General features: G+C 67.5%; 20 protein-coding genes and 3 tRNA genes. 8 read left to right on the top strand and 15 right to left on the bottom strand.

Annotation, left to right across the window (positions count from 1 at the left end; all coding sequences use genetic code 11):
• Positions 1-80 precede the first annotated feature (80 nt).
• The 3 genes from VFE82_RS13210 to VFE82_RS13220 are packed head-to-tail and all read right to left on the bottom strand — an operon-like array spanning position 81 to position 2,175.
• Complete coding sequence (locus VFE82_RS13210; RefSeq protein WP_325000783.1) at positions 81-806, bottom strand: nitroreductase; 726 nt, start codon at positions 804-806, stop codon at positions 81-83.
• Positions 803-1,252 (bottom strand): thioesterase family protein, encoded by a 450-nt coding sequence (locus VFE82_RS13215; RefSeq protein WP_325000784.1) that lies wholly within the window; start codon positions 1,250-1,252, stop codon positions 803-805. Before VFE82_RS13215 ends, VFE82_RS13210 begins: the two co-directional genes overlap by 4 nt.
• A complete protein-coding gene (locus VFE82_RS13220) occupies positions 1,249-2,175 on the bottom strand; it encodes a histone deacetylase (protein WP_325000785.1) in 927 nt (308 codons plus the stop codon). Before VFE82_RS13220 ends, VFE82_RS13215 begins: the two co-directional genes overlap by 4 nt.
• 183 nt (positions 2,176-2,358) lie before the next feature.
• Here VFE82_RS13220 and VFE82_RS13225 point away from each other — a divergent pair, with 183 nt between their 5' ends.
• Positions 2,359-2,904: a phasin family protein gene (locus VFE82_RS13225; protein WP_325000786.1), complete on the top strand. Its 546-nt coding sequence runs from the start codon at positions 2,359-2,361 to the stop codon at positions 2,902-2,904.
• Positions 2,905-3,105: 201 nt separating this feature from the next.
• Here VFE82_RS13225 and VFE82_RS13230 read toward each other — a convergent pair whose 3' ends face one another.
• Positions 3,106-4,092, bottom strand: coding sequence for a patatin-like phospholipase family protein (locus tag VFE82_RS13230; protein WP_414708765.1), 987 nt, complete (start codon positions 4,090-4,092; stop codon positions 3,106-3,108).
• 43 nt (positions 4,093-4,135) lie between these two features.
• On the opposite strand from VFE82_RS13230, the gene VFE82_RS13235 reads away from it, so the two are divergent.
• From VFE82_RS13235 to VFE82_RS13245, 3 genes are all read left to right on the top strand, one after another.
• A complete protein-coding gene (locus VFE82_RS13235; protein WP_325000788.1) occupies positions 4,136-5,182 on the top strand; it encodes an extracellular solute-binding protein in 1,047 nt (348 codons plus the stop codon).
• A gap of 179 nt (positions 5,183-5,361) precedes the next feature.
• Entirely contained in the window at positions 5,362-6,120 is a 759-nt protein-coding gene (locus VFE82_RS13240) for a 3-hydroxyacyl-CoA dehydrogenase (RefSeq protein ID WP_325000789.1), read from the top strand.
• 50 nt (positions 6,121-6,170) lie between these two features.
• Positions 6,171-7,967: a gamma-glutamyltransferase family protein gene (locus VFE82_RS13245; RefSeq protein WP_325000790.1), complete on the top strand. Its 1,797-nt coding sequence runs from the start codon at positions 6,171-6,173 to the stop codon at positions 7,965-7,967.
• An 11-nt stretch (positions 7,968-7,978) separates the two neighbouring features.
• Here the strand turns inward: VFE82_RS13245 and VFE82_RS13250 are convergent, their stop codons facing one another.
• The gene (locus VFE82_RS13250; RefSeq protein WP_325000791.1) at positions 7,979-8,851 is read right to left on the bottom strand and encodes a YihY/virulence factor BrkB family protein; all 873 of its coding nucleotides are present in this window, start codon (positions 8,849-8,851) and stop codon (positions 7,979-7,981) included.
• A gap of 101 nt (positions 8,852-8,952) precedes the next feature.
• On the opposite strand from VFE82_RS13250, the gene dnaG reads away from it, so the two are divergent.
• A complete protein-coding gene (gene dnaG, locus VFE82_RS13255; protein ID WP_325000792.1) occupies positions 8,953-10,755 on the top strand; it encodes a DNA primase in 1,803 nt (600 codons plus the stop codon).
• Between the two features lie 260 nt (positions 10,756-11,015).
• Positions 11,016-13,403, top strand: coding sequence for an RNA polymerase sigma factor RpoD (rpoD, locus tag VFE82_RS13260; protein WP_325000793.1), 2,388 nt, complete (start codon positions 11,016-11,018; stop codon positions 13,401-13,403).
• A 113-nt stretch (positions 13,404-13,516) separates the two neighbouring features.
• Here the strand turns inward: rpoD and gloA are convergent, their stop codons facing one another.
• Both gloA and fumC read right to left on the bottom strand, forming a co-directional pair.
• Positions 13,517-14,056 (bottom strand): lactoylglutathione lyase, encoded by a 540-nt coding sequence (gene gloA, locus VFE82_RS13265; protein ID WP_325000794.1) that lies wholly within the window; start codon positions 14,054-14,056, stop codon positions 13,517-13,519.
• A 23-nt stretch (positions 14,057-14,079) separates the two neighbouring features.
• On the bottom strand, positions 14,080-15,471 hold the full coding sequence (gene fumC / locus VFE82_RS13270; RefSeq protein WP_325000795.1) for a class II fumarate hydratase: 1,392 nt from the start codon (positions 15,469-15,471) through the stop codon (positions 14,080-14,082).
• A 194-nt stretch (positions 15,472-15,665) separates the two neighbouring features.
• On the opposite strand from fumC, the gene VFE82_RS13275 reads away from it, so the two are divergent.
• Together VFE82_RS13275 and VFE82_RS13280 are read left to right on the top strand one after the other, a co-directional pair.
• Entirely contained in the window at positions 15,666-16,685 is a 1,020-nt protein-coding gene (locus VFE82_RS13275) for a DUF2279 domain-containing protein (RefSeq protein ID WP_325000796.1), read from the top strand.
• Positions 16,686-16,743: 58 nt separating this feature from the next.
• On the top strand, positions 16,744-18,297 hold the full coding sequence (locus tag VFE82_RS13280; protein WP_325000797.1) for a fumarate hydratase: 1,554 nt from the start codon (positions 16,744-16,746) through the stop codon (positions 18,295-18,297).
• 12 nt (positions 18,298-18,309) lie between these two features.
• On the opposite strand, the gene VFE82_RS13285 is transcribed toward VFE82_RS13280, so the two are convergent.
• From VFE82_RS13285 to clpP, 8 genes are all read right to left on the bottom strand, one after another.
• Entirely contained in the window at positions 18,310-19,638 is a 1,329-nt protein-coding gene (locus VFE82_RS13285; RefSeq protein WP_325000798.1) for an MFS transporter, read from the bottom strand.
• A 95-nt stretch (positions 19,639-19,733) separates the two neighbouring features.
• Complete coding sequence (locus VFE82_RS13290; protein ID WP_325000799.1) at positions 19,734-20,363, bottom strand: DUF6806 family protein; 630 nt, start codon at positions 20,361-20,363, stop codon at positions 19,734-19,736.
• A 55-nt stretch (positions 20,364-20,418) separates the two neighbouring features.
• Positions 20,419-20,510: transfer RNA gene (locus tag VFE82_RS13295), tRNA-Leu, on the bottom strand.
• 56 nt (positions 20,511-20,566) lie between these two features.
• Positions 20,567-20,640: transfer RNA gene (locus VFE82_RS13300), tRNA-Cys, on the bottom strand.
• 59 nt (positions 20,641-20,699) lie between these two features.
• Positions 20,700-20,775: transfer RNA gene (locus VFE82_RS13305), tRNA-Gly, on the bottom strand.
• A gap of 58 nt (positions 20,776-20,833) precedes the next feature.
• Entirely contained in the window at positions 20,834-23,272 is a 2,439-nt protein-coding gene (lon, locus tag VFE82_RS13310; RefSeq protein WP_325000800.1) for an endopeptidase La, read from the bottom strand.
• A 115-nt stretch (positions 23,273-23,387) separates the two neighbouring features.
• On the bottom strand, positions 23,388-24,653 hold the full coding sequence (clpX, locus tag VFE82_RS13315) for an ATP-dependent Clp protease ATP-binding subunit ClpX (protein ID WP_325000801.1): 1,266 nt from the start codon (positions 24,651-24,653) through the stop codon (positions 23,388-23,390).
• Positions 24,654-24,786: 133 nt separating this feature from the next.
• Positions 24,787-25,395 carry an ATP-dependent Clp endopeptidase proteolytic subunit ClpP gene (clpP, locus tag VFE82_RS13320; RefSeq protein ID WP_325000802.1) on the bottom strand — a complete coding sequence of 203 codons (609 nt, stop codon included), beginning with the start codon at positions 25,393-25,395 and terminating at the stop codon, positions 24,787-24,789.
• Positions 25,396-25,535: the final 140 nt, after the last annotated feature.

A 25,535-nucleotide genomic window follows, 5' to 3' on the forward strand; every position in this document is an offset into this window, starting at 1 on the left:
GGCCACCGGACCGTCCGGCGGGACGGCCGGCCTGCAGGGCGCGGCGCCGAGGCACCGGCGTCGCGCCCGCTTCTTGACGATCAGTCGAGCCAGCGCGTGAACGCGGCGACCGGTTCGCGGGGCGTGTGGAACGCGTTCACCGGAGCCGACGCGTCGGCGTAGCCCAGGGCCATGCCGCAGACCAGCATCTCGTCCGGCCCGGCTCCCACATGCGGCAGGATGATCCTGGCGAAGCCGTTCCACGCGGCCTGCGGACAGGTGTGCAAGCCCTCGGCGCGGGCCGCGACCATCAGGTTCTGCAGGAACATGCCGTAGTCGACCAGCGACCCTCGGCCCATCACGCGGTCGAGCGTGAACATGAGCCCCACGGGCGCATCAAAGAAGCGGAAATTCCGCTGGTGCTGCGCATGCATCTTGTCCTTCTCGCCTTTCGCGATGCCGAGGAGGCCGTAGAGGCTCCAGCCGTTCTCGCGCCGGCGGTCGATGTACGGCGACACCCACTTCTCGGGGTAGTAGTCGTAGGCCTCGCGGTACTCCGCCGCCTGGGACGGATCGGCGTAGATGGCATCGTGCGCGGCACACACCTGGCGAACGAGCTCCTCGCGGCTGCGCCCCTGCAGCACATACACCCGCCACGGCTGCGTGTTGGTGCCGGACGGTGCCCGGGCAGCCAGCTCCAGCACCCTCTGGAGCACCTCGCGGGGGACGGACGTGGGCAGGAACGCCCGGGCCGAGAAGCGGCTGCCGATCGCATCGGCGACGCTCGCCGGATCGGCGACCCGCGTGCTCACCTGGGGCTTGTTCATTGCAGTTCCTCGAGCACTCGACGCAACGACGCGGGCAGTGGAACCGGCCGCCGCGTCGTCCGATCGACGTAGACGTGGACGAAATGTCCCTTCGCGGCCGTCACCGGCTCACCGGCGGCGAACAGGCCGACTTCGTAGCGGACGCTGGACGAGCCCAGCCGCGCCACGCGGACGCCGGCTTCGACGGACTGGGGAAAGGCCAGCGGGGCGAAGTAGTTGCACTGCGTCTCGATCACCAGGCCGATGGTGTCGCCGCCGTGGATGTCGAGCACTCCGCGGTCGATGAGGTGCGCGTTCACGGCGGTGTCGAACCAGCTGTAGTAGACGACGTTGTTGACGTGGCCGTAGACGTCGTTGTCCATCCAGCGGGTGGTGATGGGCCGGAACGCGCGGTAGGCGCTGCGTGGCTCCGGCTGCGGCTTGGAAGGCGGGCTGCTGTCGCTCATCGGCGTCGATTCTGCCAGCGGTGCCAGTACTGCGTGGCGACGCGGAACGTGTTCACCTGCACCTGGACCGTGTCTTCCATGCGGTGGCCGTAGCCCCCGGCCATGGCCATCGCGAGCGGGATCTCCCGCTCCCACGCCCAGTCGAACACGCGGCGGTCCCGCCCCTCCAGGCCGTCCCAGCTGAGCTTCAATCGCCCGAGCCGGTCTCCTTCGTGCGGGTCGGCTCCGGCCAGGTAGATGACCATCCCGGGATCGAAGCGCCGCTGCAGCTCGTCCAGGGCATGCTCCAGTGCCAGCAGGTACTCGTCGTCGCGGCAGCCGTCCGGCAGGTCGATGTCGAGATCGCCCCGCTCCTTGCGGAACGGGAAGTTCTTCTGCCCGTGCAGGGACAGGGTGAACACCGTCGGATCGTCGCGGAAGATCTTCGCCGTGCCGTTCCCCTGGTGGACGTCGAGATCAATGACGGCGACGCGCAGCGCCTTTCCCCGCCTACCTTGCTCGGCCTGCATGAGTCGCGCGGCCACTGCCGCGTCGTTGAACACGCAGAAGCCGCCGCCCCGGTCCGCGCTGGCGTGGTGGGTGCCGCCCGCCACATTGGCGGCCACGCCTTCCCGCAGCGCGACTCGGCAGGCCGAGATCGTGGCACCAACGGAGCGTCGGGCCCGCTCGGCCATGGCTGGGCTCCAGGGAAAGCCGATCTCGCGCAGGATGGTCGGCTCGACGGTACCGCTCGAGATTGCCTCGATGTAGCCGGGTGTGTGGGCCAGGGCCAGTTCGCCGTCAGTTGCGGCCTGGGCCTGCATGAGCTGCACCGCGGGAACCTCGCCGGCGAGCCGGTCGCGCAGCAGCTGGTACTTGGCCATCGGGAAGCGGTGCCCAGGGGGGAGTGGCAGGACGAACTGGGTGGCATAGAAAACCTGCATCTGTGCATTGTCCGGAGTGGCTGCCGATGAGGTTCACGCCCGCGATCGAAACAGTTTGCTGCAATGCAGCAAATTCTCCTTGCGTTCGTCGCCCATTTCCCTATACTCGTCCCCATGCTGCACTGCAACATGGCCTTGGCCGCGGTGGAGCACCCTCCCCCCGCCACCCACTGGAGCTCCGCAATGCTGACCGTTGATCAAATCCTCGCCACCCAGAAAGCCACCGCCGACACCCTGTTCGGCCTGACCACCAAGGCCTTCGAAGGCGTCGAGAAACTCGTCGAACTGAACCTGACCGCCTCGAAGGCCGCACTGGCCGATGCGGCCGGCACCACCCAGTCGGTGCTGAGCGTCAAGGACGCGCAGGAACTGCTTGCTCTGCAAGCCAGCCTGTTCCAACCGCTCGCAGAGAAGACCGCTGCCTACAGCCGCCACCTGTACGACATCGCCGCGGGCACTGGCGCCGAGTTCGGCAAGACCTTCGAAGCCCAGGCCACCGACACCCAGCGCAAGTTCATGGCGGTGGTCGACAACGCTGCCCGCAACGCGCCTGCCGGCTCCGAAACCGCCGTGGCCGTGTTCAAGAGCGCCGTTGCCGCCGGGAACAACGCACTGGAGTCGGTCCAGAAGGCCGTCAAGCAAGCCACCGAAGTCGCCGAAGCGAACTTCAACGCCGTGGCGAACACGGCGGTGAACGCGAGCAAGTCCACCGCCAAGGCCAAGCGCTGATCGCTCTTGAAGCGGGAGTTCCCGCCTGCATTTCGATCGAGCAGGAACTCCCCGCACCGCGGAACATCTATCACGACACTCTCGTGATGGACGGGAGTTCTTCAGGTTGTCTCCTCGGGTCCTTTCGAAACCTTCTCAGGTTCAGGGATCCCTTAGCCCCAGCCTTTCGGCTGGGGCTTTTTTCATGGCCGGCCGCAGCGGCTACGGCGCGATGCTCGGCCGTCCCATCGGGGGCTCGGCCTGCAGCGGGACGACGCGCGTCTTGGCCGCCATGGCGGCCTTCAGCTGCGGAAGCAGCCGCTGCATCGCCGCCCGTCCCGCCTCGATCGCGCGCCGCTTGGCCGTGAAGTCTGCGCTGCCCACACCCACCAGCAGGGGACGCACGGCCAGGTCAGCCTCCAGCAGCTCCCAGCGGTTGATGCTCTTGCCCATGATCGCGAAGGTCTGCAGCAGGATCTGCAGCGGATCCCCTGAAGGATTGCCTTCCGGGGCGGCCGAGATGTCGACGGCCAGCACCACCTCCGCCCCCATCTGCCGCGCGTAGCGCACCGGCACAGGCGCCACGAGGCCGCCGTCGACGTACTCGCTGCCACTGATGCGCACCGGCAGGAAGACAGCCGGGACAGCGCTGGACGCACGCACGGCCGTGCCGGTGTCCCCGCGCTGGAACAGCACCCCTTCGCCGCTGTCCAGCCGGGTGGCCACGATGCCCAGCGGCAGCGTCATCTGCTCGATGAGGCGATTGCCCACCAGCCCATTCACGTACCGGGCCAGCGCCTCCCCCCGGAGCATGCCCCGGTTGAAGAGCGGCAGCGTCCAGTCGGTGATCGCGGCCTCGTCCATCGCTTCGGCGACCTGTTGCAGCTGCGTCCCGTTGCGGCCACTCGCGTAGAGCGATGCCACCAGGCTGCCCGCCGAGGTGCCCACCACGAGGTCGGGCCGCAGGCCGGCTTCCTCCAGCACCTGGATCACGCCGATGTGCGCGAAGCCGCGGGCAGCGCCACCGCCGAGCGCAATGCCCAGCCGGGGCGGCTTCAGCTGCGTCGCAGGCGCAGGCGGCAGGGGCGGGGCTGGCACGGGCTGGACGGCTGGTGGCACGGTCGTGCAGGCTGTCAGCAGCAAGGCCAGCAGGCCCACCGTCGCCCGGCGCCGTGCATAATTGAGAATGATTCTTGTTTGATTCACCATCAGGCCCGATCCCTCTCCCCATTCCTCGCCACGGAGTCCTCCCATGAAAAGCAAAGTGCTCGCCCTCGCCTTCTCCGCTGCCGCCATGGCAGCCGGTGCATCCCATGCCCAGGAGCAGGTGCTCAACCTGTATTCGGCCCGGCACTACTCCACCGACGAGGCGCTGTACTCGAACTTCACCAAGGCCACCGGCATCCGGATCAACCGGGTCGATGCCGACGACGCCGGCATTCTCGCCCGCCTCAAGGCCGAGGGCGCCGCGTCGCCTGCGGACGTGATCCTCCTGGTCGACGCGGCACGCCTGTACAAGGGCGAGGTCGACGGCCTGTTCAAGCCGGTGAAATCGGCCGTGCTGGAGGAAGCGATCCCGGCGCAGTACCGCGGCACGACCACGGCCGAAGGCACCCCGTGGTTCGGGTTCTCCACGCGCGCCCGCGTGGTGGTCTACGACAAGGTCCGCGTCAAGCGGCAGGATGTCGACACGTACGAGGAACTCGGCGACCCCAAGAACAAGGGCAAGATCTGCATCCGCTCCGGCTCGCATCCGTACAACCTGTCGCTGTTCGGCGCCGTGACCGAACACCTGGGCGAAGCGAAGGCCCAGGAGTGGCTCAAGGGCCTGCAGGCCAACCTGGCGCGCGATCCCAAGGGCGGCGACACCGACCAGATCAAGGCCGTTGCCGCGGGCGAGTGCCAGATCGCGGTGAGCAACACGTACTACATCGCCCGGATGATGCGTTCGGCCAACCCGGAGGACCGCGCGGCCATGGAGAAGGTCGCCGTGGTGTTCCCCAACCAGCAGAGTTGGGGAACCCACCTGAACATCGCCGGCGGCGCCGTCGCCAAGAACTCGAAGAACCCCGCCAACGCCGTCAGGTTCCTCGAGTACCTGGCCAGCCCCGAGGCGCAGAACTACTTCGCCAACGGCAACAACGAGTGGCCCACGGCCAAGGGCGTGAAAGTGGGCAACCCGGCCCTGCAGGCGATGAGCGGCGGCGGCGACTTCAAGGCCGAGACGATCCCGTTGACCGCCGTCGGCGCGAACACGGTGAAGGTCCAGCAGATGCTCGACCGCGTCGGCTTCAAGTGAGACGCTGGACGATGCGCGGCACCGACTGAGTGTTCCGCCCGCCACGCGGCACCAGCCAAGGGCCGCCCTCGGGGCGGCCCTTGGCTATTCCGGAGCTCGACGGGCGGTCAGGAGCGCCTCGGTTGCTCCTGCACCTCCTCCATAATTGACGTGCACGTCAACACGAACAGGAGCACACCATGGACATCAAGGGCAAGGTCTTCATCGTCACGGGCGGCGCATCGGGCCTGGGCGAAGGTACCGCGCGCATGCTGGCGGCCGAGGGCGGCAAGGTCGTCGTCGCCGACATGCAGGCCGACAAGGGCGAGGCCGTGGCCCGCGAAATCGGTGGCGCGTTCGTCAAGTGCGACGTCAGCCAGGAAGCGGACGGCCAGGCGGTCGTCGCGAAGGCGGTGTCCCTGGGCAAGCTGATGGGTCTGGTGAACTGCGCCGGCATTGCGCCGGCCGAGAAGACGGTCGGCAAGAACGGCCCGCACAGCCTGGCGCTGTACACCAAGACCATCATGGTCAACCTGGTCGGCAGCTTCAACATGATCCGCCTGGCCGCCGAGGCGATGAGCAAGAACGAGCCGGAGCCCACCGGCGAGCGTGGCTGCATGATCTCCACCGCCTCCGTCGCCGCCTACGATGGCCAGATCGGCCAGGCGGCCTACAGCGCCTCCAAGGGGGGCGTGGTCGGCATGACCCTGCCGATCGCCCGCGATCTCGCGCGCAACGGCATCCGCAACATGACCATCGCCCCCGGCATCTTCGGCACGCCGATGCTGTTCGGCATGCCCAAGGATGTGCAGGACTCGCTGGCGGCCAGCGTGCCTTTCCCGTCGCGCCTGGGCACGCCCCAGGACTACGCGAAACTGGCACGCCACATCTTCGAGAACGACATGCTCAATGGCGAGGTGATCCGGCTCGACGGCGCCATCCGGCTCGCCCCGCGCTGAGTCGTCCCGGGCCTCGCAAGGGTCGCATGGGCCTGCGCGCAGGACGTTGCATGAACACCGCGGTGCGGGCCCTGGCCCTCGCCGCGGCGCTCGCCGGCTGTGCGGCCGCGCCCGGCGACAGCGCCGGCGAGCCTCGCCCGCTGCAGCCGGAGGCCGCCGCCGGCCGCACGGATCAACCGGGCTGGGCAGGCCGGAGGTTCGCGGTTGCCGCCGCCAACCCGTTGGCCGCCGAGGCCGGGCACCGGATTCTCGTGTCCGGCGGCTCGGCGATCGATGCCGCGGTCGCGGTGCAGATGGTGCTCACCCTGGTGGAGCCGCAGTCCAGCGGCATCGGCGGGGGCGCCTTCCTGCTCCACTTCGACGGCCAGGAGGTCGAAGCGTTCGACGGACGCGAGACGGCCCCCGCGGCCGCCGACGACAAGCTCTTCCTCGGCACTGATGGCAGGCCGCTGGCCTTCCATGAGGCGGTCGTCGGTGGCCGCTCGGTCGGGGTGCCGGGCGCCGTGCGCATGCTGGAGATGGCGCATCGGCAGCACGGCAAGCTGCCCTGGGCCACGCTGTTCCAGCCAGCCATCATGCTGGCCGAGCGCGGCTTCCAGGTCAGCCCGCGCCTGAACGCCCTGCTCACGTCCGACGCACACCTGCGCAAGGATCCTGCGGCCGCAGCGTACTTCTTCCAGGCCGACGGCCAGCCGCACGCCGTCGGCACGGTGCTGCGCAACCCCGAGCTGGCGGCCGTGCTCCGGCGCATCGCCGCCGAGGGCTCCGCGGCCTTGCACGAAGGCGAGATCGCGCAGGCCATCGTCGACAAGGTGCACGCGCATCGATCGAACCCCGGCAAGCTCTCGTTGGCCGACCTGGCCGGCTACAGGGCGAAGAAGCGCGACCCGATCTGCCACGACGAGCGGGTGGACGGCCGCGTCTTCCGCATCTGCGGCTTCCCTCCCCCCGGCTCGGGCGCCATTGCCATCGGCCAGATCCTGGGCATCCTGGCCCGCACCGACGCCGCATCACTGCCACTCGCCAAGGGCGTGCCGGGCGCCGACTGGCTGCACCTCTACACGGAAGCCGCGCGGCTGGCACTGGCCGACCGGGCGCAGTACATCGGCGACCCCGATTTCGTCCAGCCGCCGGGCGGCCGCTGGAGCAGCCTGCTCGATCCGGCCTACCTCGCGCAGCGTGCCAGGCTGATCGGCCCGAGAAGCATGAAGGTCGCCCAGCCCGGGATGCCGGCGGGTGCACGCGCGGTGCTTGCCCCGATGCCGGCGCAGCCGGAATCCGGCACCTCGCACATCAGCATCGTCGACGCGCAAGGCCGGACCGTCGCGATGACGACGACCATCGAGGACCAGTTCGGTTCACGGCAGATGGTCAAGGGTTTCCTGCTGAACAACCAGCTGACCGACTTCAGCTTCACACCCGCTGACGCGCAGGGCCGCCCGGTCGCGAACCGCGTCCAGCCCGGCAAGCGCCCCCGGTCCTCGATGGCGCCCACGCTGGTCTTCGACAAGGCTTCCGGACAGCTGGTGATGAGCGTCGGCAGCCCCGGCGGCGCGCTGATCATCCACTACACCGCCAAGGCGCTGTATGCGGTCCTGCACTGGGGCATGACGCCACAGCAGGCCATCGACCTGCCGAACTTCGCAGCCGTCAACGGCCCCACGGTGCTGGAGGAGAACCGGTTCCCGCCGGCGACGGTGGACGCCCTGCGCGCCCGCGGCGCCGAGGTGCGCGAACAGGCCATGACCAGCGGGCTGCAGGCCATCACCCGCGGCCAGGCGCACGGCGAGATGTTCTGGTTCGGCGGAGCCGATCCGCGCCGCGAAGGCGTGGTCCGGGGAGACTGATCGACGACCGCTCAGCTGGCCTGCGTGCGGTGCAGTCGCTCGTACTCCGAGATCACCTGCGCCCCCAGCAACAGGAAGGTGGCAGCGATTTCCAGGCTGAGCAGCACCACGATCGCGGTTGTCAGCGAGCCGTAGACCACGTTGACCTGCGAGAGCGTCCCGAAGTACCAGACCAGCAGGTGCCGCGTGGCTTCCCACAGCAGTGCAGCCGTCACCCCGCCCGGCAAGGCATGGCGCCACGTCAGTCGGCCGACGGGCATCACGATGTACAGGGAGGTGAGCAGCACGATCTCGCCTGTCAGGCCGAGCAGGTAGAGCAGCACGACCGACAGCCCGCTCAGCGACCATTCTCGTCCGCCCAGCCGCAAGCTTTCCTGCCCCAGCGTCTCCAGGCCGCTCGCCATCAGCGTGACCGCCAGCAGGCCCGCACTCAGGCAGAACACGTAGCAGTACGGCATCAGCGCCGACACGAGAACATGCCGGCGACGCACCACCACCCGGTGCAGGAAGATCACCGACATCGCCTTCTCCAGCACCGCAAAGGCCAGCGAGCTGAAAAACAGCATCGTGCCCAGCAGCACCCACCCGACCACATCGCGGTGGGCGATGAACGACGACAGTTCGGAGAGCACTGCGCGCGACTGCCCCGGCAGGAGCCATTCGAGGTAGCGCCCCAGGGTGTCCAGCAGTTCGGCCTGGTCCACCAGATGCGACAGGGCGATCACCGCGAGAATCAGCAACGGCACGACCGACAGCAGCGCGTAGTAGGCGACCGCGCCGGCGAGCAGGAGTCCCTGGTTCTGCATGAACCCTCGCAGCACCTGCCGGGCGAAAGCGCCGGGGTGGGCCAGCACATGCGCAGCGGCCGGGCTGAGGACAGGCATGGCCGCAGTATGCCGCCGGGCTGCCCCCCGCGGTCTGCGGGCTTCCGGTGCTCCCCGGTGCTGGTCGGTCCTGCAGCGCCGTTGGGTCAGAATACCGGCAGATGGCCATCCCGCAGTCGTTCATCCAGGAGTTGCTGGCGCGCGCCGACGTCGTGGAGATCGTCGGGCGCTATGTGCAGCTGAAGAAGACAGGGGCCAACTTCTCGGGACTCTGCCCTTTCCATGCGGAAAAGAGCCCGTCCTTCACCGTCAGCCCCACCAAGCAGTTCTTTCACTGCTTCGGCTGCGGCAAGAACGGCAACGCGATCGGCTTCCTGATGGAGCACGCGGGCATGGGCTTCGTCGAGGCGGTGAAGGACCTGGCCGGCCAGTACGGTCTCGAGGTTCCCGAGGACGAGCGCTCGCCCCAGGAGCGCGAGCGCGCGGCGCAGGAACGCCAGAAGCAGGCCACGCTCACCGACGTGCTGGAAAAGGCGGGCAGCGCGTACCGCAAGCATCTGAAATCCTCGGCCCGGGCCATCGCGTATCTCAAGGGGCGGGGGTTGTCCGGCGAGATCGCCAGGGAGTTCGGGCTCGGTTACGCCCCGGAAGGCTGGCGCGCCCTGGCCAGCGTCTTCGCCAACTACGACGACCCGTTGCTGGCCGAGAGCGGCCTGGTGATCGTCGGCGACGACGACAAGCGCTACGACCGCTTTCGCGACCGCGTGATGTTCCCGATCCGCAACGTCAAGGGCGAGTGCATCGGCTTCGGCGGCCGCGTCCTGGGCGACGAGAAACCCAAGTATCTGAATTCGCCGGAAACGCCGGTGTTCAGCAAGGGCCGGGAGCTGTACGGCTTGTACGAGGCCCGCAACCACCTGCGCGAGTTCGGCTACGTGCTGGTGACGGAAGGCTACATGGACGTGGTCGCGCTGGCGCAGCACGGATTTCCGAACGCGGTGGCGACGCTGGGCACGGCCTGCACGCCGGAGCATGTGCACAAGCTGTTCCGCTTCACGGACAGCGTGGTCTTCAGCTTCGATGGCGATGCGGCCGGACGGCGCGCGGCGCGCAAGGCGCTGGATGGGGCCCTGCCCTATGCCACCGACGTGCGCAGCGTCAAGTTCCTGTTCCTGCCGTCCGAGCACGATCCGGACAGCTACATCCGGGACTTCGGCCGTGACGCGTTCGCCCGCCACGTGGCCGAGGCGATGCCACTGTCGCGCTTTCTCCTCGAAGCTGCCCGAGAAGGCTGCGAGCTCTCGACGGCCGAGGGACGCGCCCACCTGGCGGCCAACGCCAAGCCTCTGTGGGAACTGCTGCCCGAAGGCGCGCTCAAGCGCCAGTTGCTGGGCGAGATCGCCGACCAGGTGCAACTCGAGACGGACGACCTGGCCGGACTCTGGAGCGGGCGGCCGGCCCGGCGACCGGGCCGCAAGCCGCCGCGCCCGGACGGCGAGGCCCGCTCGCAGGCCCGCAGGCCGGAGGCGCCGCGGCGTATTCCCGGCCGCAAGCCGCCCGTGAGCAGGGCGGACCATGCCGCCCGCCTGCTGCTGGCGAACGCCACGGCCTGGGAACAGCTCACCAACGAGGACCATGCCCTGCTGTGCGCCCTGCCGGAGCAGCACGGCGCGCTCTTCGGCTGGCTCGACGCGCAGGTGCACGAGCACGGCGCGCTGCCCTGGGGCCAGCTGCATGAAGCACTCGCGGAGCACCCCCTGGCGGAGTTCGCGATGCGCCTGATGAGCGAGGTGCCCACGGCCGGAACGCCCCTGTCCGAGGCGACGGCCGAGCTGCGCGACCTGCTCGATCGGATGCTGGTCGACCGCTTGAAGGCCGAGGAGACGGCGGCCATCGCCGCAGGCGACCTGGACCGCTACCGCGACCTGCATGCACGACGGCGGGGACTGGAAGCTGCGCTCTGAGCAGCGGGTCTTGAAATCCGGGCCTGGCGGTATAATGTCAGGTTTGTCAGCGGCAAGAGCGACAGCAGCACCTCCGGGCCGGCCGACAGTGACCCCACAGCGGGCACGACCGGGCCAATCCACCGCAAGGACTGCACTCCAAATGTTCGCCCACCCATCTTGCCCATGAAGGTCCGGCTGCTGCGCAGCCGGCCTGTCGCCCGCGCCGGGTAGTTTTTGGCGCCCCAGTTTCTGCCGTTCTTGTTGTTCCGAGGTTCTTCATGCCCGCTCAAAAGTCCGCGAAGCTCGCCAAGCCGCCTGCGAAACCCAGCGCGAAAAATGTGATCAAAGCTGCTCCGGCGCCTGCCAAGGCGGGACTGAAGGTCGTCAAGACGGCCGACAGCCCGACCAGGTCCGGCAGCAAGCAGACTCCCACGAAAGCCAAGCCCGTGCCCAGCAGTACCAAGACCGCCACCGCCAAGCCCGAAAAAGCCGCCGCCAAGGACGAACTGAAGAAGACCGCCAAGGTCGCCGTCGCCGCGGAAGAACCCGCGAAGAAGAAGCCGGGCCGGCCGCCCAAGGCCGCTGCCGCCGAGTCGGACGCACCGCCGAAGGCCGCCGGTGCCAAGCGCGGCCGCAAGCCGAAGGCTGCCGGGGACAAGGCCGAGTCGGAGGACGAGGACCTGTCCGATATCGAGGCGGAGTTCGCGGAAGAGCCGGCAGCCGAGAGCACGGCGACCGAGAAGGTCAAGCCGTTGCGCATGAAGATCAGCAAGGCGAAGGAACGCGCCTTGATGAAGGAATTCGGCCTGGACGAGACCGTCCTGTCCGAAGAGGAAATGCTCAAGCGGCGCCAGCGCCTGAAGACGCTGATCACGCTGGGCAAGACCCGCGGTTACCTGACGCACGGCGAAATCACCGACCACCTGCCCGAGAAGCTGGTCGACGCCGAGACGCTGGAAGTGGTGGTCACCATGCTCAACGACCTGGGCGTGGCGGTGTACGAGCAGACGCCCGACGCCGAGATGCTCCTGCTGAACAACACCACGCCGACCGCGGCGACGGTGGAGGAAGCGGAAGAGGAAGCCGAGGCCGCCCTGTCGACCGTCGACAGCGAGTTCGGCCGCACGACCGACCCGGTGCGCATGTACATGCGCGAGATGGGCACGGTCGAACTGCTCACGCGCGAAGGCGAGATCGAGATCGCCAAGCGCATCGAGGGCGGCCTGCAGGCGATGATGGAAGCCATCTCCGCCTCCCCTGCCACCATCGCCGAGATCCTGCGCATGGCTGCGGAGATCCGCGAGGGCAAGGTCGTCATCTCCAGCATCGTCGACGGCTTCTCCGATCCGAACGAGGCCGACGACTACGTGGCCGAGGAGGACTTCGACGAGTTCGACGCGGACGACGATGACGACGGCAATGGCGGCTCCAAGGCGCTGACCAAGAAGCTCGAGGAACTCAAGGCCCAGGCCCTGGAGCGTTTCGACCGCATCGCCGAACTGTTCGAGAAGGTCCACAAGATCTACGACAAGGAAGGCTACGGCACCCCGGCGTACCACAAGGCCCAGAAGGCCCTGTCCGAGGAGCTGATGACCATCCGCTTCACGGCCAAGACCATCGAGAAGCTGTGCGACATGGTGCGCGGCCAGGTCGATGACGTGCGCAAGAAGGAGCGCGAACTGCGCCGCATCATCGTGGACAAGTGCGGCATGCCGCAGGAGACCTTCGTCAAGGAGTTCCCTCCCAACCTGCTGAACCTGAAGTGGGTCGAGAAGCAGGCGGCCGCCGGCAAGCCCTGGAGCACCGTGCTGGCCCGCAACATCCCGCCGATCCAGGAGCTGCAGCAGAAGCTGATGGACCTGCAGTCGCGCGTGGTGGTGCCGCTGCCCGAGCTGAAGGAAATCAACAAGCGCATGAACGAGGGCGAGGCGTCCTCGCGCGAGGCCAAGAAGGAGATGATCGAGGCCAACCTGCGCCTCGTGATCTCGATCGCCAAGAAGTACACCAACCGCGGCCTGCAGTTCCTGGACCTGATCCAGGAGGGGAACATCGGCCTGATGAAGGCGGTCGACAAGTTCGAGTACCGGCGCGGCTACAAATTCTCGACCTATGCCACGTGGTGGATCCGCCAGGCCATCACCCGCTCGATCGCCGACCAGGCGCGCACCATCCGCATCCCGGTGCACATGATCGAGACGATCAACAAGATGAACCGCATCTCGCGCCAGCACCTGCAGGAGTTCGGCTTCGAGCCGGACGCCGGCATCCTGGCAGCCAAGATGGAGATCCCGGAAGACAAGATCCGCAAGATCATGAAGATCGCCAAGGAGCCGATCTCCATGGAAACGCCGATCGGCGACGACGACGACAGCCACCTGGGCGACTTCATCGAGGACACCGGCAACACGGCCCCGATCGAGGCCGCGATGCAGGCTGGCCTGCGCGACGTGGTCAAGGACATCCTGGACTCGCTCACGCCGCGCGAAGCCAAGGTGCTGCGCATGCGCTTCGGCATCGAGATGAGCACGGACCACACGCTGGAGGAAGTCGGCAAGCAGTTCGACGTCACCCGCGAGCGGATCCGCCAGATCGAGGCCAAGGCGCTGCGCAAGCTGAAGCACCCGAGCCGCAGCGACAAGCTGCGCAGCTTCATCGACACGCTGTAAGCGGTCGGGCAGCAAGCGATGAAGGGGCCGCAGGGCCCCTTCATCGTTTTGGCGGGACGGGCGGACCGCGTGCATGCGCCGGCACGCACCGGCGGCCGCACGCGGCCGGCCGCTCAGACCTGTCCGAGTGCCTTCAGCCGGCCGGCCTCCACGATCTCGATCCAGTACCCGTCCGGATCCTGGATGAAGGCGACGTCGCGCATCCGTCCCTGGTCGGGACGCTTGACGAACCGGACCTGGTTCTGGTCGAACCAGGCCACGGCCGCGTCCAGGTCGGGCACCGAGAAGCAGATGTGTCCGAAGCCCTGTGGCTGTGCATTGCCGTCGTGGTAACGGAACTGCGGGTCGTTCTCCGTGCCCCAGTTGTGCGTGAGCTCCAGGATGCCGCGCTGGCTGAAGGTCCAGGCGGTCCGCTCGCTGGCATCCTCGGGCGGCGCCTCGCCGTCGACCGGCCGGTGCAGGAAGTACAGCGAGAACTTCATCTCGGGGAAGTCCAGCTTGCGCAGCACGCGCATGCCGAGCACCCGTGTGTAGAAGTCCAGGGCGACCTGAGGGTCCTTGACCCGCAGCATGGAGTGGTTGAGCACGAAGCCTTGCGTGGCGTGCGGCACGCTGCTGCTCACGCCGGGGTGCGTCTCGGTCGAGAAGGGCATGGTCGGTCGGTCCGGCGTTGGCATCAGCGGGGCGAGCCGACCATCTGCTCGGGGCGCACCCACTGGTCGAACTGCTCCGCCGTCACGTGCCCGCTGGCAATCGCCGCATCGCGCAGGCTGGTGCCTTCCTTGTGCGCCTTCTTCGCGATCTGGGCTGCCTTGTCGTAACCGATGTGCGGGTTCAGCGCGGTGACCAGCATCAGCGAACGCCCGACGAGTTCGGCGATGCGCTCCCGGTTGGGCTCGATGCCGACTGCGCAGTGCGCATCGAAGCTGCGCATGCCGTCGGCCAGCAGCCGCACGCTCTGCAGGAAGTTGTGGGCGATCATGGGCCGGAAGACATTCAGCTCGAAGTTGCCGGAGGCGCCGCCGAAGTTGATCGCCACGTCGTTGCCGAACACCTGGCAGCACAGCATGGTCAGCGCTTCGCTCTGGGTCGGGTTGACCTTGCCCGGCATGATCGAGGAGCCCGGCTCGTTCTCCGGGATCGAGATCTCGCCGATGCCGCTGCGCGGCCCACTGGCCAGCCACCGGATGTCGTTGGCGATCTTCATGAGGCTGGCGGCCAGCGTCTTGAGCGCCCCGTGCGCATGCACCAGCGCATCGGCGGCGGCCATCACCTCGAACTTGTTGGGGGCCGTGACGAACGGCAGGCCGGTCAGGCGCGCAAGTTCGCCCGCCACCTTCTCCGCGTAGCCGGGCGGCGCGTTCAGGCCGGTCCCGACCGCCGTGCCGCCGAGCGCCAGTTCACACAGATGGGGCAGGCTGGCGTGCAGGTGCCGGTCCGCCTGCTCGAGTTGCGCGACATACCCCGAGAACTCCTGCCCCAGGGTGAGCGGCGTCGCATCCTGCAGGTGCGTGCGCCCGATCTTCACGATGTCGCGGAACGCTTGGCTCTTGGCGGCCAGTGTCTCCCTGAGCTGCATCAGGGATGGCAGCAGGCGGCTGCGGATCGCGTCGACGGCGGCGACGTGCATCGCGGTCGGGAACACGTCGTTGGACGACTGGCTGCGGTTGACATCGTCGTTCGGGTGCACCAGCCGCCCTTCCCCGCGCGGGCCGCCGAGGAGCTCCGAGGCACGGTTGGCCAGCACCTCGTTGACGTTCATGTTGGTCTGCGTGCCAGAACCGGTCTGCCACACCACCAGCGGGAATTCGTCCCACAGCCCCCCCGACAGCACCTCGTCGGCGGCGGCGATGATGGCGGACGCCTTGCGGTCGTCCATCAGGCCCAGCAGATGGTTGGCCACGGCCGACGACCGCTTGATCTGGACCAGGGCCCGGATGATCTCGCGCGGCTGTCGCTCGCCGGAGATGTCGAAGTTCTGCAGCGAGCGCTGCGTCTGGGCGCCCCAGAGGCGATCGGCCGGGACTTCGATCGGCCCGAAGGTGTCTTTCTCGGTACGGGTGGGCATGGTCGGCGGGAGGTTGGAACGAGGGGGCACCGTACCAGAGTCGCGCGAGCTTGTGGCGCAAGCGGCCATCGCGTGCTCTGCCGTCGCACTGACATGGCCTGGCGCCGCACGACCGTCGCGAGTGCGGGTGTAAGAACTGCTACCCGTCGGAAGCCGGCACCATCCGCCTGCCAGCCGCGCCTTAGAGTGGCAGCGTGCTCCGTCTGCTTCCCAGAACAAGAACCCTGCCTGCGTTCCTGGCGCGGCGAGCGCTGCCGCTGCTGGCTTGTGCCAGCTGGCTGCCCGCCATCGCCGAGCCGACGGATGGTGCGACGGCAACCGTCGGGCAGCCCGCCCCCGCCCCCTGGACCTTCGGTGCGGATGCGCCACCAACCGGCCCCTGGCGCGCGGCGCAGGGCCGCCCGTCGACGCCAGCGTCGCAGATCTCCGCTCGGCAGGACGAACGGCAGGCGGACCTCACCTGGCGCAATGCGGCCATCATCGGCACGGGCACTGCGCTGTTCGCCGCCTATGGCCAGGCCAAGTGGTGGGAGACCGGCTTCGGCGGCGGCTTCAAGACGACCAACGAGGGATGGTTCGGCGCGGACACGCCCTACGGCGGCGCCGACAAGCTGGGGCACATGTACACGAACTACGCCAACGTGCGGCTGCTGACGCCGCTGTTCGAGTACGCCGGCAACAGCCGCGAAGCCGCGATCCGGCTGGCGGGCTGGACCACGTTCGGCATCTTCACCGGCATCGAGGTGCTCGACGGCTTCTCGCGCGCCTACCAGTTCAGCGCGCAGGATGCCGCGATGAACATCGCGGGCGCTGCCCTGGGCGTGGTGCTCGAAGGCAACCCCTCGCTCGACGACAAGTTCGATTTCCGCTTCGCGTACCGGCGCTCCCCGGGCTCCGGCTTCGACCCCTTCGGCGACTACTCGGGCCAGCGGTACCTGCTGGTCACCAAGGCGGACGGCTTCGCCGCCCTGCAGCGTCATCCGGTGCTGCGGTACCTGGAACTCGGGGTGGGCTACCAGGCCCGCGGCTTCGACCCAGGGGGCGAACGCCGGCGCGACCTCTATGTCGGCATCAGCCTCAACCTCTCGCGGCTGCTCGCCGACGGCTTCTACGGCGGCCAGATGCACTCGACGCCGTTCCAGCGGGCGACTGACCGGGTCTTCGATCTGATCCAGTTTCCGACCGCGGGCTACGTGGGGCGACGTCTGGACTGAGGCCGCGGCTCGGCAGCGGATGGGATAATCGGGGACTGCCCTCCCCGCACCCGACACCATGCCGACGACCATCCAGCAAGCCGACCTGATCGAATCCATCGCGGCGGCGCTGCAATACATCAGCTATTACCATCCGGCCGACTACATCGCCCACCTGGCACGCGCGTACGAGCGCGAGCAGAGCCCGGCCGCGCGCGATGCCATCGCCCAGATCCTGACCAACAGCAAGATGAGCGCGACCGGCCACCGGCCGATCTGCCAGGACACCGGCATCGTCAACGTGTTCATCAAGGTCGGCATGGACGTGCGTTTCGAGGGCTTCACCGGCTCGCTCGAGGATGCCATCAACGAGGGCGTGCGCCGGGGCTACAACCATCCCGACAACATGCTGCGCGCCTCGGTCGTCGCCGACCCGCAGTTCGCCCGCAAGAACACCAAGGACAACACGCCGGCAGTGATCTTCACGGAGCTGGTGGCGGGCGACAAGGTCGATGTGACCGTTGCCGCCAAGGGCGGTGGCAGCGAGAACAAGAGCAAGATGGTCATGCTCAATCCCAGCGACTCGATCGTCGACTGGGTGCTCAAGACGGTGCCGACCATGGGCGCGGGCTGGTGCCCGCCCGGCATGCTGGGCATCGGCATCGGCGGCACCGCCGAGAAGGCGGTCCTGATGGCCAAGGAGAGCCTGATGGACGACCTGGACATGTACGAGCTGCAGGCCAAGGCCGGCCGCGGCGAGAAACTCACCCAGGTCGAGGAGCTGCGACTGGAGCTGTACGACAAGGTCAATGCCCTGGGGATCGGGGCACAAGGCCTGGGCGGGCTCACCACGGTGCTCGACGTCAAGATCAAGATGTACCCGACGCATGCGGCGAGCAAGCCGGTGGCCATGATCCCGAACTGCGCTGCCACCCGGCACGCGCATTTCGTGATGGACGGCAGCGGTCCGGTGTACCTGGAGGCGCCCAGCCTGGATCTCTGGCCGAAGGTGGAGTGGGCGCCGGACACCCAGAAGAGCAAGCGGGTGAACCTGGACACGCTGACGCGCGAGGAAGTCGCGAGCTGGAAGCCGGGTGACACGCTGCTGCTCAACGGCAAGATGCTCACGGGCCGCGACGCCGCGCACAAGCGCATCCAGGACATGCTCGCCAGGGGCGAGCAGTTGCCGGTGGACTTCACCAACCGGGTCATCTACTACGTCGGGCCGGTCGACCCGGTGAAGGACGAGGCGGTCGGACCGGCCGGCCCGACGACCGCCACGCGCATGGACAAGTTCACCGACATGATGCTGGCCAAGACCGGCCTGATCGCGATGATCGGCAAGGCCGAGCGCGGCCCGACCGCCATCGAGGCGATCCAGAAGCACCGGTCGGCTTACCTGATGGCGGTCGGCGGCGCGGCGTACCTGGTGTCCAAGGCGATCAAGACCGCGCGCGTGGTCGGCTTCGCCGACCTCGGAATGGAAGCGATCTACGAGTTCGACGTGGTCGACATGCCGGTCACCGTCGCGGTGGATGCAGGCGGCACCAGTGCGCACATCACCGGGCCCGCCGAGTGGAGCAAGCGCATCGCCACCGGCGAATTCAGGAACATCCCGGTCGCGGCTGCCTGACAGGGGCGACCATCAGGCCGTGGCCGCTGCGGTCGCGGCCTCATCGGCGTCCAGGGCGGCCCGACGCCCTCGCGCCACGTCGACCTTCATCAGCAGCACCAGCCCCACCAGGAACAGGCCCGCGGTCGACAGGATCGCGATGCGCTGATTGCCGCCCGTGGCCCAGGTGATCGCCCCGTAGCTCAGGGGCCCGATGATGCTGGCCAAGCGGATCGCGAAGGTCCAGAGGCCGAAGAACTCGGCCACCTGCAGGCGCGGGGCGAACATGCCGGCCATCGCGCGTCCGGCCGATTGGCTCGATCCCATGCACAGGCCGGCGATCGCCGCAGCCCACCAGAACCCTCCCTTGGTGGTCGTCACCGCGGCGATCACGCAGGTGAGCATCCAGCCCACCAGCGTGCTGCCCAGCGCCAGCTTGTGCCCGATGCGGTCCTGCAGGTAGCCCCAGGCGAACGCGCCTGCGGCAGCGGCCAGGTTCAGCACGAAGATGAGCGCCATGGTTTCCTGCGGCTGGAACCCGATCACCTGCTCGGCGTAGATGGCCGCCAGTGCGACGGCCACCGCAACGCCGCCCTGGTAGAAGACGGCACAGGCCATCAGCCACATGAAGTCTCGGTAGCGCCAGGCCTCGGTGAACGTCATCCGCAGGCGCTGCATCGCGGCGCGCAGGCCGCCCTGCCCCAGGGCGCCGGTCGCGGGCGCCGCCCGCTCCCGCAACAGCCGGAACGTGACCACCGACGCGCCGCCGTAGAGGGCCGCGGTCAGCAGCATGGTCACGGGCACGAACCGGTCGGCCGGGATCCCCTGTTGCTGGGCCCAGAGCACGTACGCCAGCGACAGCCCCAGCGCCAGCATGCCGCCGAAGTAGCCGAATCCCCAGCCCCAGCCACTGACCTTGCCCATCGCCTCGGGCCGTGCCAGCTCGGGCAGGAACGACGCGGTCAGCGACTCGCCGTACGAAAAGAAGGTGTTGGACAGGACGATGAGCACGATCGCCAGGCCCACCGAGCCAGGCCCTGCCAGTGCCAGCGCGGCGGTCGTCGCGACACAGGCGAGTGTCGCGACGACCAGCAGGCGCTTCTTGGCGGCCCGCAGGTCGGCGTAGGCCCCCAGGCTGGGCATGGTGACCATCACGATGGCGTAGGAGGCGCTCAGCGCCGCCGTCCAGGCGAAGGTCGCCCAGGGCGCCTTGCCTGCGATGCCACCCACGAAGTAGGCCGCGAAGACGGCCGTGATGACCACGGTGGTGTAGCCGGAGTTGGCGAAGTCGTACATCGCCCAACCGAACACCTCGCGCCTGCGGACGCCAGGGTTGAGTGCTTCCTGGGGGAACAGCGCCATGGTGGCGCCGATTGTGGCATCCACTGACGGGGACGCCGCGCGCCGGAGCCCTGTCGCAGGCCTGCGGAGCCGGCAGGAACGCCGACCCCGGGGCGTCAGTGGAGGTGGCGCGGTCGGCGGCCGCCGTGGCCGCCACTTCCGCCGCCACCACTGCCGCGCGGCGGCTTGCCGATCTCGAGCGAGCTGACCAGTGCGTCGAAGCGTTGCGAGAACAGCTTGTCGATCTCGGCCACCACCCCGCCCAGTTCCTGGCTGTCGAAATGGCGCTCCATCAGGTTCACGACGTCCTCGACCAGCAGGTCGCGCTGCACCTGCATGATGGCTGCCGGTGTGGGACCCACGAACAGCATCACGAAGTCGTCACGCGACTCGGCCTCGGGCGGCTCTTCCTCCTCGTCGAACTCGGCGTCGTAGAACGTGACCTCGATGGCCGCCCCCTGCTCCGCCAGTTCATTGAGGCTCATGCACATCTCGTCGAGCGACTGGCGGAAGTTCTCGTCGCCCGCAACGGTCCAGCACATGGTCAGCAGGTGCTCCTGCGCATCGAACTTGATGCCGGGCTCCTCTTCGTACGCGCTCTCGGCGCCATCGGCGAGCGACTTGGCGCCCGCGTACTTCCACAAGGGCTTGAGCGCTTCCTGGAGCTGCGCGTAGGTGACGTCCGCGCGCAGCGGAACGTCGCCGTGCACGTGGATCTCGAAGGGGGCGTTGTCGTAGTTCGCCATTGCTGTGGTCCGCCTCTGCGCTCAATCGGCTCGCATGTCGCGGTGGCCGTCTCTGTGGTGCCTCGAACCGGGCTCGAACCGGTACGCCGCCTTGAAGCAAGCGGCGGATTTTAAGTCCGCTGTGTCTACCAATTTCACCATCGAGGCTCGCGGCCACTGTAAGGCAAAAAAAGAACAGCCCCGGCGATGCGGGGCTGAGGGACTGGAGGCGCGGGCCGGAGTCGAACCGACCTACACGGATTTGCAATCCGGTGCATAACCGCTTTGCTACCGCGCCGCTGTTGGGATGTGACCCAAGAAAAAGGGAAGCTTCACAGCTTCCCTTTTTCATTCATCTGGAGCGGGAGAAGAGTCTCGAACTCTCGACCTCAACCTTGGCAAGGTTGCGCTCTACCAACTGAGCTACTCCCGCGGAAGACCGCAATTATGACACAGAAAATCGTGTCGCTCTCGCGGTGCACCAAAAAATTTCAGTGCTTCACCGAAGTCGGCCTCGTGGCCGGCACGGCGTCCCGCTCCGTCGTCGCGAGCGGTGCCGGCGCTGCCTGGGTTTCGTCGTCGGTGAGCGGCGCGGGATGGCGCTCGAGCGCAACTTCGAGCACCTTGTCGATCCATCTCACCGGAACGATCTCGAGCCCGCTCTTCACGTTCTCGGGAATGTCCTGCAGGTCCTTCACGTTCTCTTCCGGGATCAGCACGGTGCGGATGCCGCCACGCAGTGCAGCCAGCAGCTTCTCCTTGAGGCCACCGATGGCGGTGACCTCGCCGCGCAGCGTGATCTCGCCCGTCATCGCGACATCGCTGCGCACGGGGATGCCGGTGAGCGCGGACACGATGGCCGTGGTCATCGCGATACCGGCGCTCGGGCCGTCCTTGGGCGTGGCGCCGTCGGGCACGTGGATGTGCATGTCCTTCTTCTCGAACACTTCATCCTTGATGCCGAGCCCGCGCGAGCGGCTGCGCACCACGGTGCGGGCAGCTTCCACCGACTCCTTCATCACGTCGCCCAGCGAACCGGTGCGCAGGATGTTGCCCTTGCCCGGCATCAGCGCGGCCTCGATGGTGAGCAGGTCGCCGCCCACCTCGGTCCACGCAAGGCCCACCACCTGCCCCACCTGGTTCTGGTTCTCGGCGCGGCCATAGGTGAACTTGCGCACGCCCAGGTAGTCGTTCAGGTTCTCGGCAGTGACCGAGACCTTGGGCGTGAGCTTCTTCAGCTGCAGGCCCTTGACCACCTTGCGGCAGATCTTGGACAGCTCGCGCTCAAGCGAGCGCACGCCGGCCTCGCGTGTGTAGTAGCGCACGATGTCCCGGATCGCGTCCTCGGTCACCTCGAGCTCGGCGTCCTTCACGCCGTTGTTCTTCATCTGCTTGGGCAGCAGGTACTTGATGGCGATGTTGGTCTTCTCGTCCTCGGTGTAGCCCGACAGACGGATCACCTCCATCCGGTCCAGCAGCGCCGGCGGGATGTTCATCGAGTTCGAGGTCGCCACGAACATCACGTCGGACAAGTCGAAGTCGACCTCGACGTAATGGTCGCCGAACGTGTGGTTCTGCTCGGGATCGAGCACCTCGAGCAGGGCGCTCGACGGATCGCCGCGGAAATCGGTGCCCAGCTTGTCGATCTCGTCCAGCAGGAACAGCGGATTGCGCGTGCCGACCTTCGACAGCGACTGCAGCACCTTGCCCGGCAGCGCGCCGATGTAGGTGCGGCGGTGCCCGCGGATCTCGGCCTCGTCGCGCATGCCACCCAGCGCCATGCGCACGTACTTGCGACCGGTGGCCTTGGCGATGGACTGGCCGAGCGAGGTCTTGCCGACGCCGGGCGGCCCGACCAGGCACAGGATCGGGGCCTTCACCTTGTCGACGCGCTGCTGCACCGCGAGGTACTCGAGGATGCGGTCCTTGACCTTCTCGAGGCCGTAGTGGTCCTCGTTCAGCACGCCCTCGGCATTGGCCAGGTCGTGCTTGATCTTGGTGCGCTTGCTCCAGGGCAGGCCGGTCAGCACGTCGATGTAGTTGCGCACGACGGTCGCCTCGGCGGACATCGGCGACATCAGCTTGAGCTTCTTGAGCTCGGCCTCCGCCTTCTTCAAGGCGTCCTTGGGCATCTTGGCCGACTTGATCTTCTTCTCGATCTCCTCGATGTCGGCGCCTTCCTCGCCCTCGCCCAGCTCCTTCTGGATGGCCTTGACCTGCTCGTTCAGGTAGAAGTCGCGCTGGTTCTTCTCCATCTGGCGCTTCACGCGCGAGCGGATCTTCTTGTCGACGTTGAGGATGTCGACTTCGCGCTCGATCTGCTCGAACAGGTTCTCCAGCCGCCCCTTGATATCGGCCAGGTCGAGGACGACCTGCTTGTTGTCGAGCTTGAGCGGCAGGTGCGCGGCGATGGTGTCGGCCAGCCGGCCGGCGTCGTCGATGCTCGAGATTGACGTCAGGATCTCGGGCGGGATCTTCTTGTTCAGTTTGACGTACTGATCGAACTGCTGCATCACGGCGCGACGCAGCGCCTCGATCTCGCTCGACTTGCTCTCCTGCTCGGCGGCATCCACCGGCGTGACGTTGGCGACGAAGTGCTGCTCGCCTTCCTCGATCTTGTTCACGCGGGCGCGCTGCTGCCCCTCGACCAGCACCTTCACGGTGCCGTCCGGCAGCTTGAGCATCTGCAGGATGGTGGACACGCAGCCCACCTCGAACATGTCGTTGACCGAGGGCTCGTCCTTCGCGGCGGCCTTCTGCGCCACCAGCATGATGCGGCGCTCGGCTTCCATCGCCGCCTCGAGCGCCTTGATGCTCTTGGGGCGGCCGACGAACAGCGGGATCACCATGTGGGGGAACACCACGACGTCCCGCAGCGGCAGCAGCGGCAGGTCGAGGGGCGTGGCGGGAAGCGGAATGTGTCCGGACATGGGACTCCTTAGGGTGACCAGCCGAATATGGACCGGTCAGGGGTATTTTCAACCCGCCCGGGCCAGCCGAGGGCGGGATGAACGCCGGAAAGCACGAGGATTTCTGTCGCGGCCTTCAGGCCTTCTTGGCCGCCTCGCGGTACACCAGCAGCGGTGGCTTGCTTTCCTCGATGGTGGACTCGTCGACCACCACCTTGTCCACGTTCGAGGCGTTGGGCAGCTCGAACATGGTGTCGATCAGCGACTGCTCGAGGATCGAGCGCAGCCCGCGCGCCCCGGTCTTGCGGGCCAGGGCCTTGCGGGCGATGGCCCGCAGCGCGTTCGGCCGGATCTCGAGGTCGACGCCTTCCATGGCCAGCAGCTTGGCGTATTGCTTGACCAGGGCGTTCTTCGGCTCGGTCAGGATCTGGATCAGGGCGTCCTCGGACAGCTCGGCCAGCGTCGCCACCACCGGCATCCGTCCGACCAGCTCCGGGATGAGGCCGAACTTGATCAGGTCCTCGGGCTCGACGTCACGGAACACATCGGTGAGGGTGCGCTCCTTCTTGCTCTTGACCGCCGCGCCGAAGCCGATGCCCGAGCCCTCGGTGCGCTGCTCGATGACCTTCTCCAGCCCGGCGAAGGCCCCGCCGCAGATGAACAGGATGTTGGTCGTGTCGATCTGCAGGAAGTCCTGGTTCGGGTGCTTGCGCCCGCCCTGCGGCGGCACGCTGGCCATGGTGCCTTCGATCAGCTTGAGCAGGGCCTGCTGCACGCCTTCGCCCGACACGTCGCGCGTGATGCTGGGGTTGTCCGACTTGCGCGAGATCTTGTCGATCTCGTCGATGTACACGATGCCCCGCTGCGCGCGCTCGACCTCGTAGTTGCAGCTCTGCAGCAGCTTCTGGATGATGTTCTCGACGTCCTCGCCCACGTAGCCGGCCTCGGTGAGCGTGGTGGCGTCGGCCATGACGAAAGGCACGTCGAGCATCCGGGCGAGGGTCTGCGCGAGCAGCGTCTTGCCCGAGCCGGTCGGCCCGATCAGCAGGATGTTGCTCTTGGTGAGCTCGACCTCGTCCTTCTTGGCCTTGTCCTTGTGCCGCAGACGCTTGTAGTGGTTGTAGACCGCCACCGAGAGCGCGCGCTTGGCGGTCTCCTGGCCGATCACGTAGTTGTCGAGGTTCGCCTTGATCTCGGCGGGTGTCGGCAGGTCGCCGCGCGCCTCGCGCTGCTCCTCACCCGCAGGAAGCTCGTCGCGGATGATTTCGTTGCACAGGTCGATGCACTCGTCGCAGATGAACACCGACGGCCCTGCGATGAGCTTCTTCACCTCGTGCTGGCTCTTCCCGCAAAACGAGCAATAGAGCGTTTTCTCGCTGGATGAGCCTTTTTTCTCGGCCATTGGATGTGCGCCTCTCGCGACTGGAAATTCAATGATACCCAAAGAGCAAACGGCGCCTCCTGTCAGAGGAGACGCCGTTGTTGGGCCGCAACCGGCTGTCGAGCCCGCGCGGCAGCTGGGGCAAGCCCCTTCGTCAGGGGCGCTTGGCGATGACCTGGTCGACCAGGCCGTAGTCCTTGGCCTCGTTGGCCGAGAGGAAATAATCCCGCTCGGTGTCACGCTCGATGCGCTCGAGCGGCTGGCCGGTGTTCTCGGCCAGGATCCGGTTGAGCGTCGCGCGCGTCTTCAGGATCTCGTTCGCGTGGATCTCGATGTCCGAGGCCTGGCCCTGCATGCCGCCAAGCGGCTGGTGGATCATGACCTTGGAATTGGGCAGCGAGAACCGCTTGCCCTTGGCACCGGCCGACAGCAGGAAGGCGCCCATGCTCGCGGCCATGCCGGTGCACAAGGTCGACACGTCCGGCTTGATGAAGTTCATGGTGTCGTAGATCGCCATGCCGGCGCTCACGCTGCCGCCCGGGGAGTTGATGTAGAACGAGATGTCCTTGTCGGGGTTCTCGCTCTCCAGGAACAGCAGCTGGGCGACCACCAGGTTGGCGGTCTGGTCGTTGACCGGGCCGACCAGGAACACCACCCGCTCGCGCAGCAGGCGGGAGTAGATGTCGTACGACCGCTCGCCGCGGCCGGACTGCTCGATGACCATCGGGATCATGCCGAGGGCCTGTGTATCAAGTGCGCTCATGAGGGGAATCGGCTTTCGTCAATGCGGCTCTTACTGTAGCCAAAAAAGAGATGGGGCCTGCGCCGGGGACTGCAAGTCCCGCGCAAGCCCCCTCGTCCGGCCGGGCAGACCTGCCCGCGCCACGCCGCTGGACAGCGGTT

It is taken from the genome of Ramlibacter sp. (genome assembly GCF_035655895.1).
Taxonomy (GTDB): domain Bacteria; phylum Pseudomonadota; class Gammaproteobacteria; order Burkholderiales; family Burkholderiaceae_C; genus Ramlibacter.

What these genes read in the sequence shown, in the direction of transcription:
- dnaG (WP_325000792.1), top strand. Translation starts at nt 8,953, where the DNA reads ATGGCCATCCCGCAGTCGTTCATCCAGGAGTTGCTGGCGCGCGCCGAC.
- clpX (WP_325000801.1), bottom strand. Translation starts at nt 24,653, where the DNA reads ATGGCCGAGAAAAAAGGCTCATCCAGCGAGAAAACGCTCTATTGCTCG.
- VFE82_RS13225 (WP_325000786.1), top strand. Translation starts at nt 2,359, where the DNA reads ATGCTGACCGTTGATCAAATCCTCGCCACCCAGAAAGCCACCGCCGAC.
- VFE82_RS13220 (WP_325000785.1), bottom strand. Translation starts at nt 2,175, where the DNA reads ATGCAGGTTTTCTATGCCACCCAGTTCGTCCTGCCACTCCCCCCTGGG.
- VFE82_RS13240 (WP_325000789.1), top strand. Translation starts at nt 5,362, where the DNA reads ATGGACATCAAGGGCAAGGTCTTCATCGTCACGGGCGGCGCATCGGGC.
- VFE82_RS13285 (WP_325000798.1), bottom strand. Translation starts at nt 19,638, where the DNA reads ATGGCGCTGTTCCCCCAGGAAGCACTCAACCCTGGCGTCCGCAGGCGC.
- VFE82_RS13215 (WP_325000784.1), bottom strand. Translation starts at nt 1,252, where the DNA reads ATGAGCGACAGCAGCCCGCCTTCCAAGCCGCAGCCGGAGCCACGCAGC.
- VFE82_RS13250 (WP_325000791.1), bottom strand. Translation starts at nt 8,851, where the DNA reads ATGCCTGTCCTCAGCCCGGCCGCTGCGCATGTGCTGGCCCACCCCGGC.
- clpP (WP_325000802.1), bottom strand. Translation starts at nt 25,395, where the DNA reads ATGAGCGCACTTGATACACAGGCCCTCGGCATGATCCCGATGGTCATC.
- VFE82_RS13210 (WP_325000783.1), bottom strand. Translation starts at nt 806, where the DNA reads ATGAACAAGCCCCAGGTGAGCACGCGGGTCGCCGATCCGGCGAGCGTC.
- VFE82_RS13245 (WP_325000790.1), top strand. Translation starts at nt 6,171, where the DNA reads ATGAACACCGCGGTGCGGGCCCTGGCCCTCGCCGCGGCGCTCGCCGGC.
- gloA (WP_325000794.1), bottom strand. Translation starts at nt 14,056, where the DNA reads ATGCCCTTCTCGACCGAGACGCACCCCGGCGTGAGCAGCAGCGTGCCG.
- lon (WP_325000800.1), bottom strand. Translation starts at nt 23,272, where the DNA reads ATGTCCGGACACATTCCGCTTCCCGCCACGCCCCTCGACCTGCCGCTG.
- VFE82_RS13230 (WP_414708765.1), bottom strand. Translation starts at nt 4,092, where the DNA reads ATGGTGAATCAAACAAGAATCATTCTCAATTATGCACGGCGCCGGGCG.
- VFE82_RS13235 (WP_325000788.1), top strand. Translation starts at nt 4,136, where the DNA reads ATGAAAAGCAAAGTGCTCGCCCTCGCCTTCTCCGCTGCCGCCATGGCA.
- fumC (WP_325000795.1), bottom strand. Translation starts at nt 15,471, where the DNA reads ATGCCCACCCGTACCGAGAAAGACACCTTCGGGCCGATCGAAGTCCCG.
- rpoD (WP_325000793.1), top strand. Translation starts at nt 11,016, where the DNA reads ATGCCCGCTCAAAAGTCCGCGAAGCTCGCCAAGCCGCCTGCGAAACCC.
- VFE82_RS13290 (WP_325000799.1), bottom strand. Translation starts at nt 20,363, where the DNA reads ATGGCGAACTACGACAACGCCCCCTTCGAGATCCACGTGCACGGCGAC.
- VFE82_RS13280 (WP_325000797.1), top strand. Translation starts at nt 16,744, where the DNA reads ATGCCGACGACCATCCAGCAAGCCGACCTGATCGAATCCATCGCGGCG.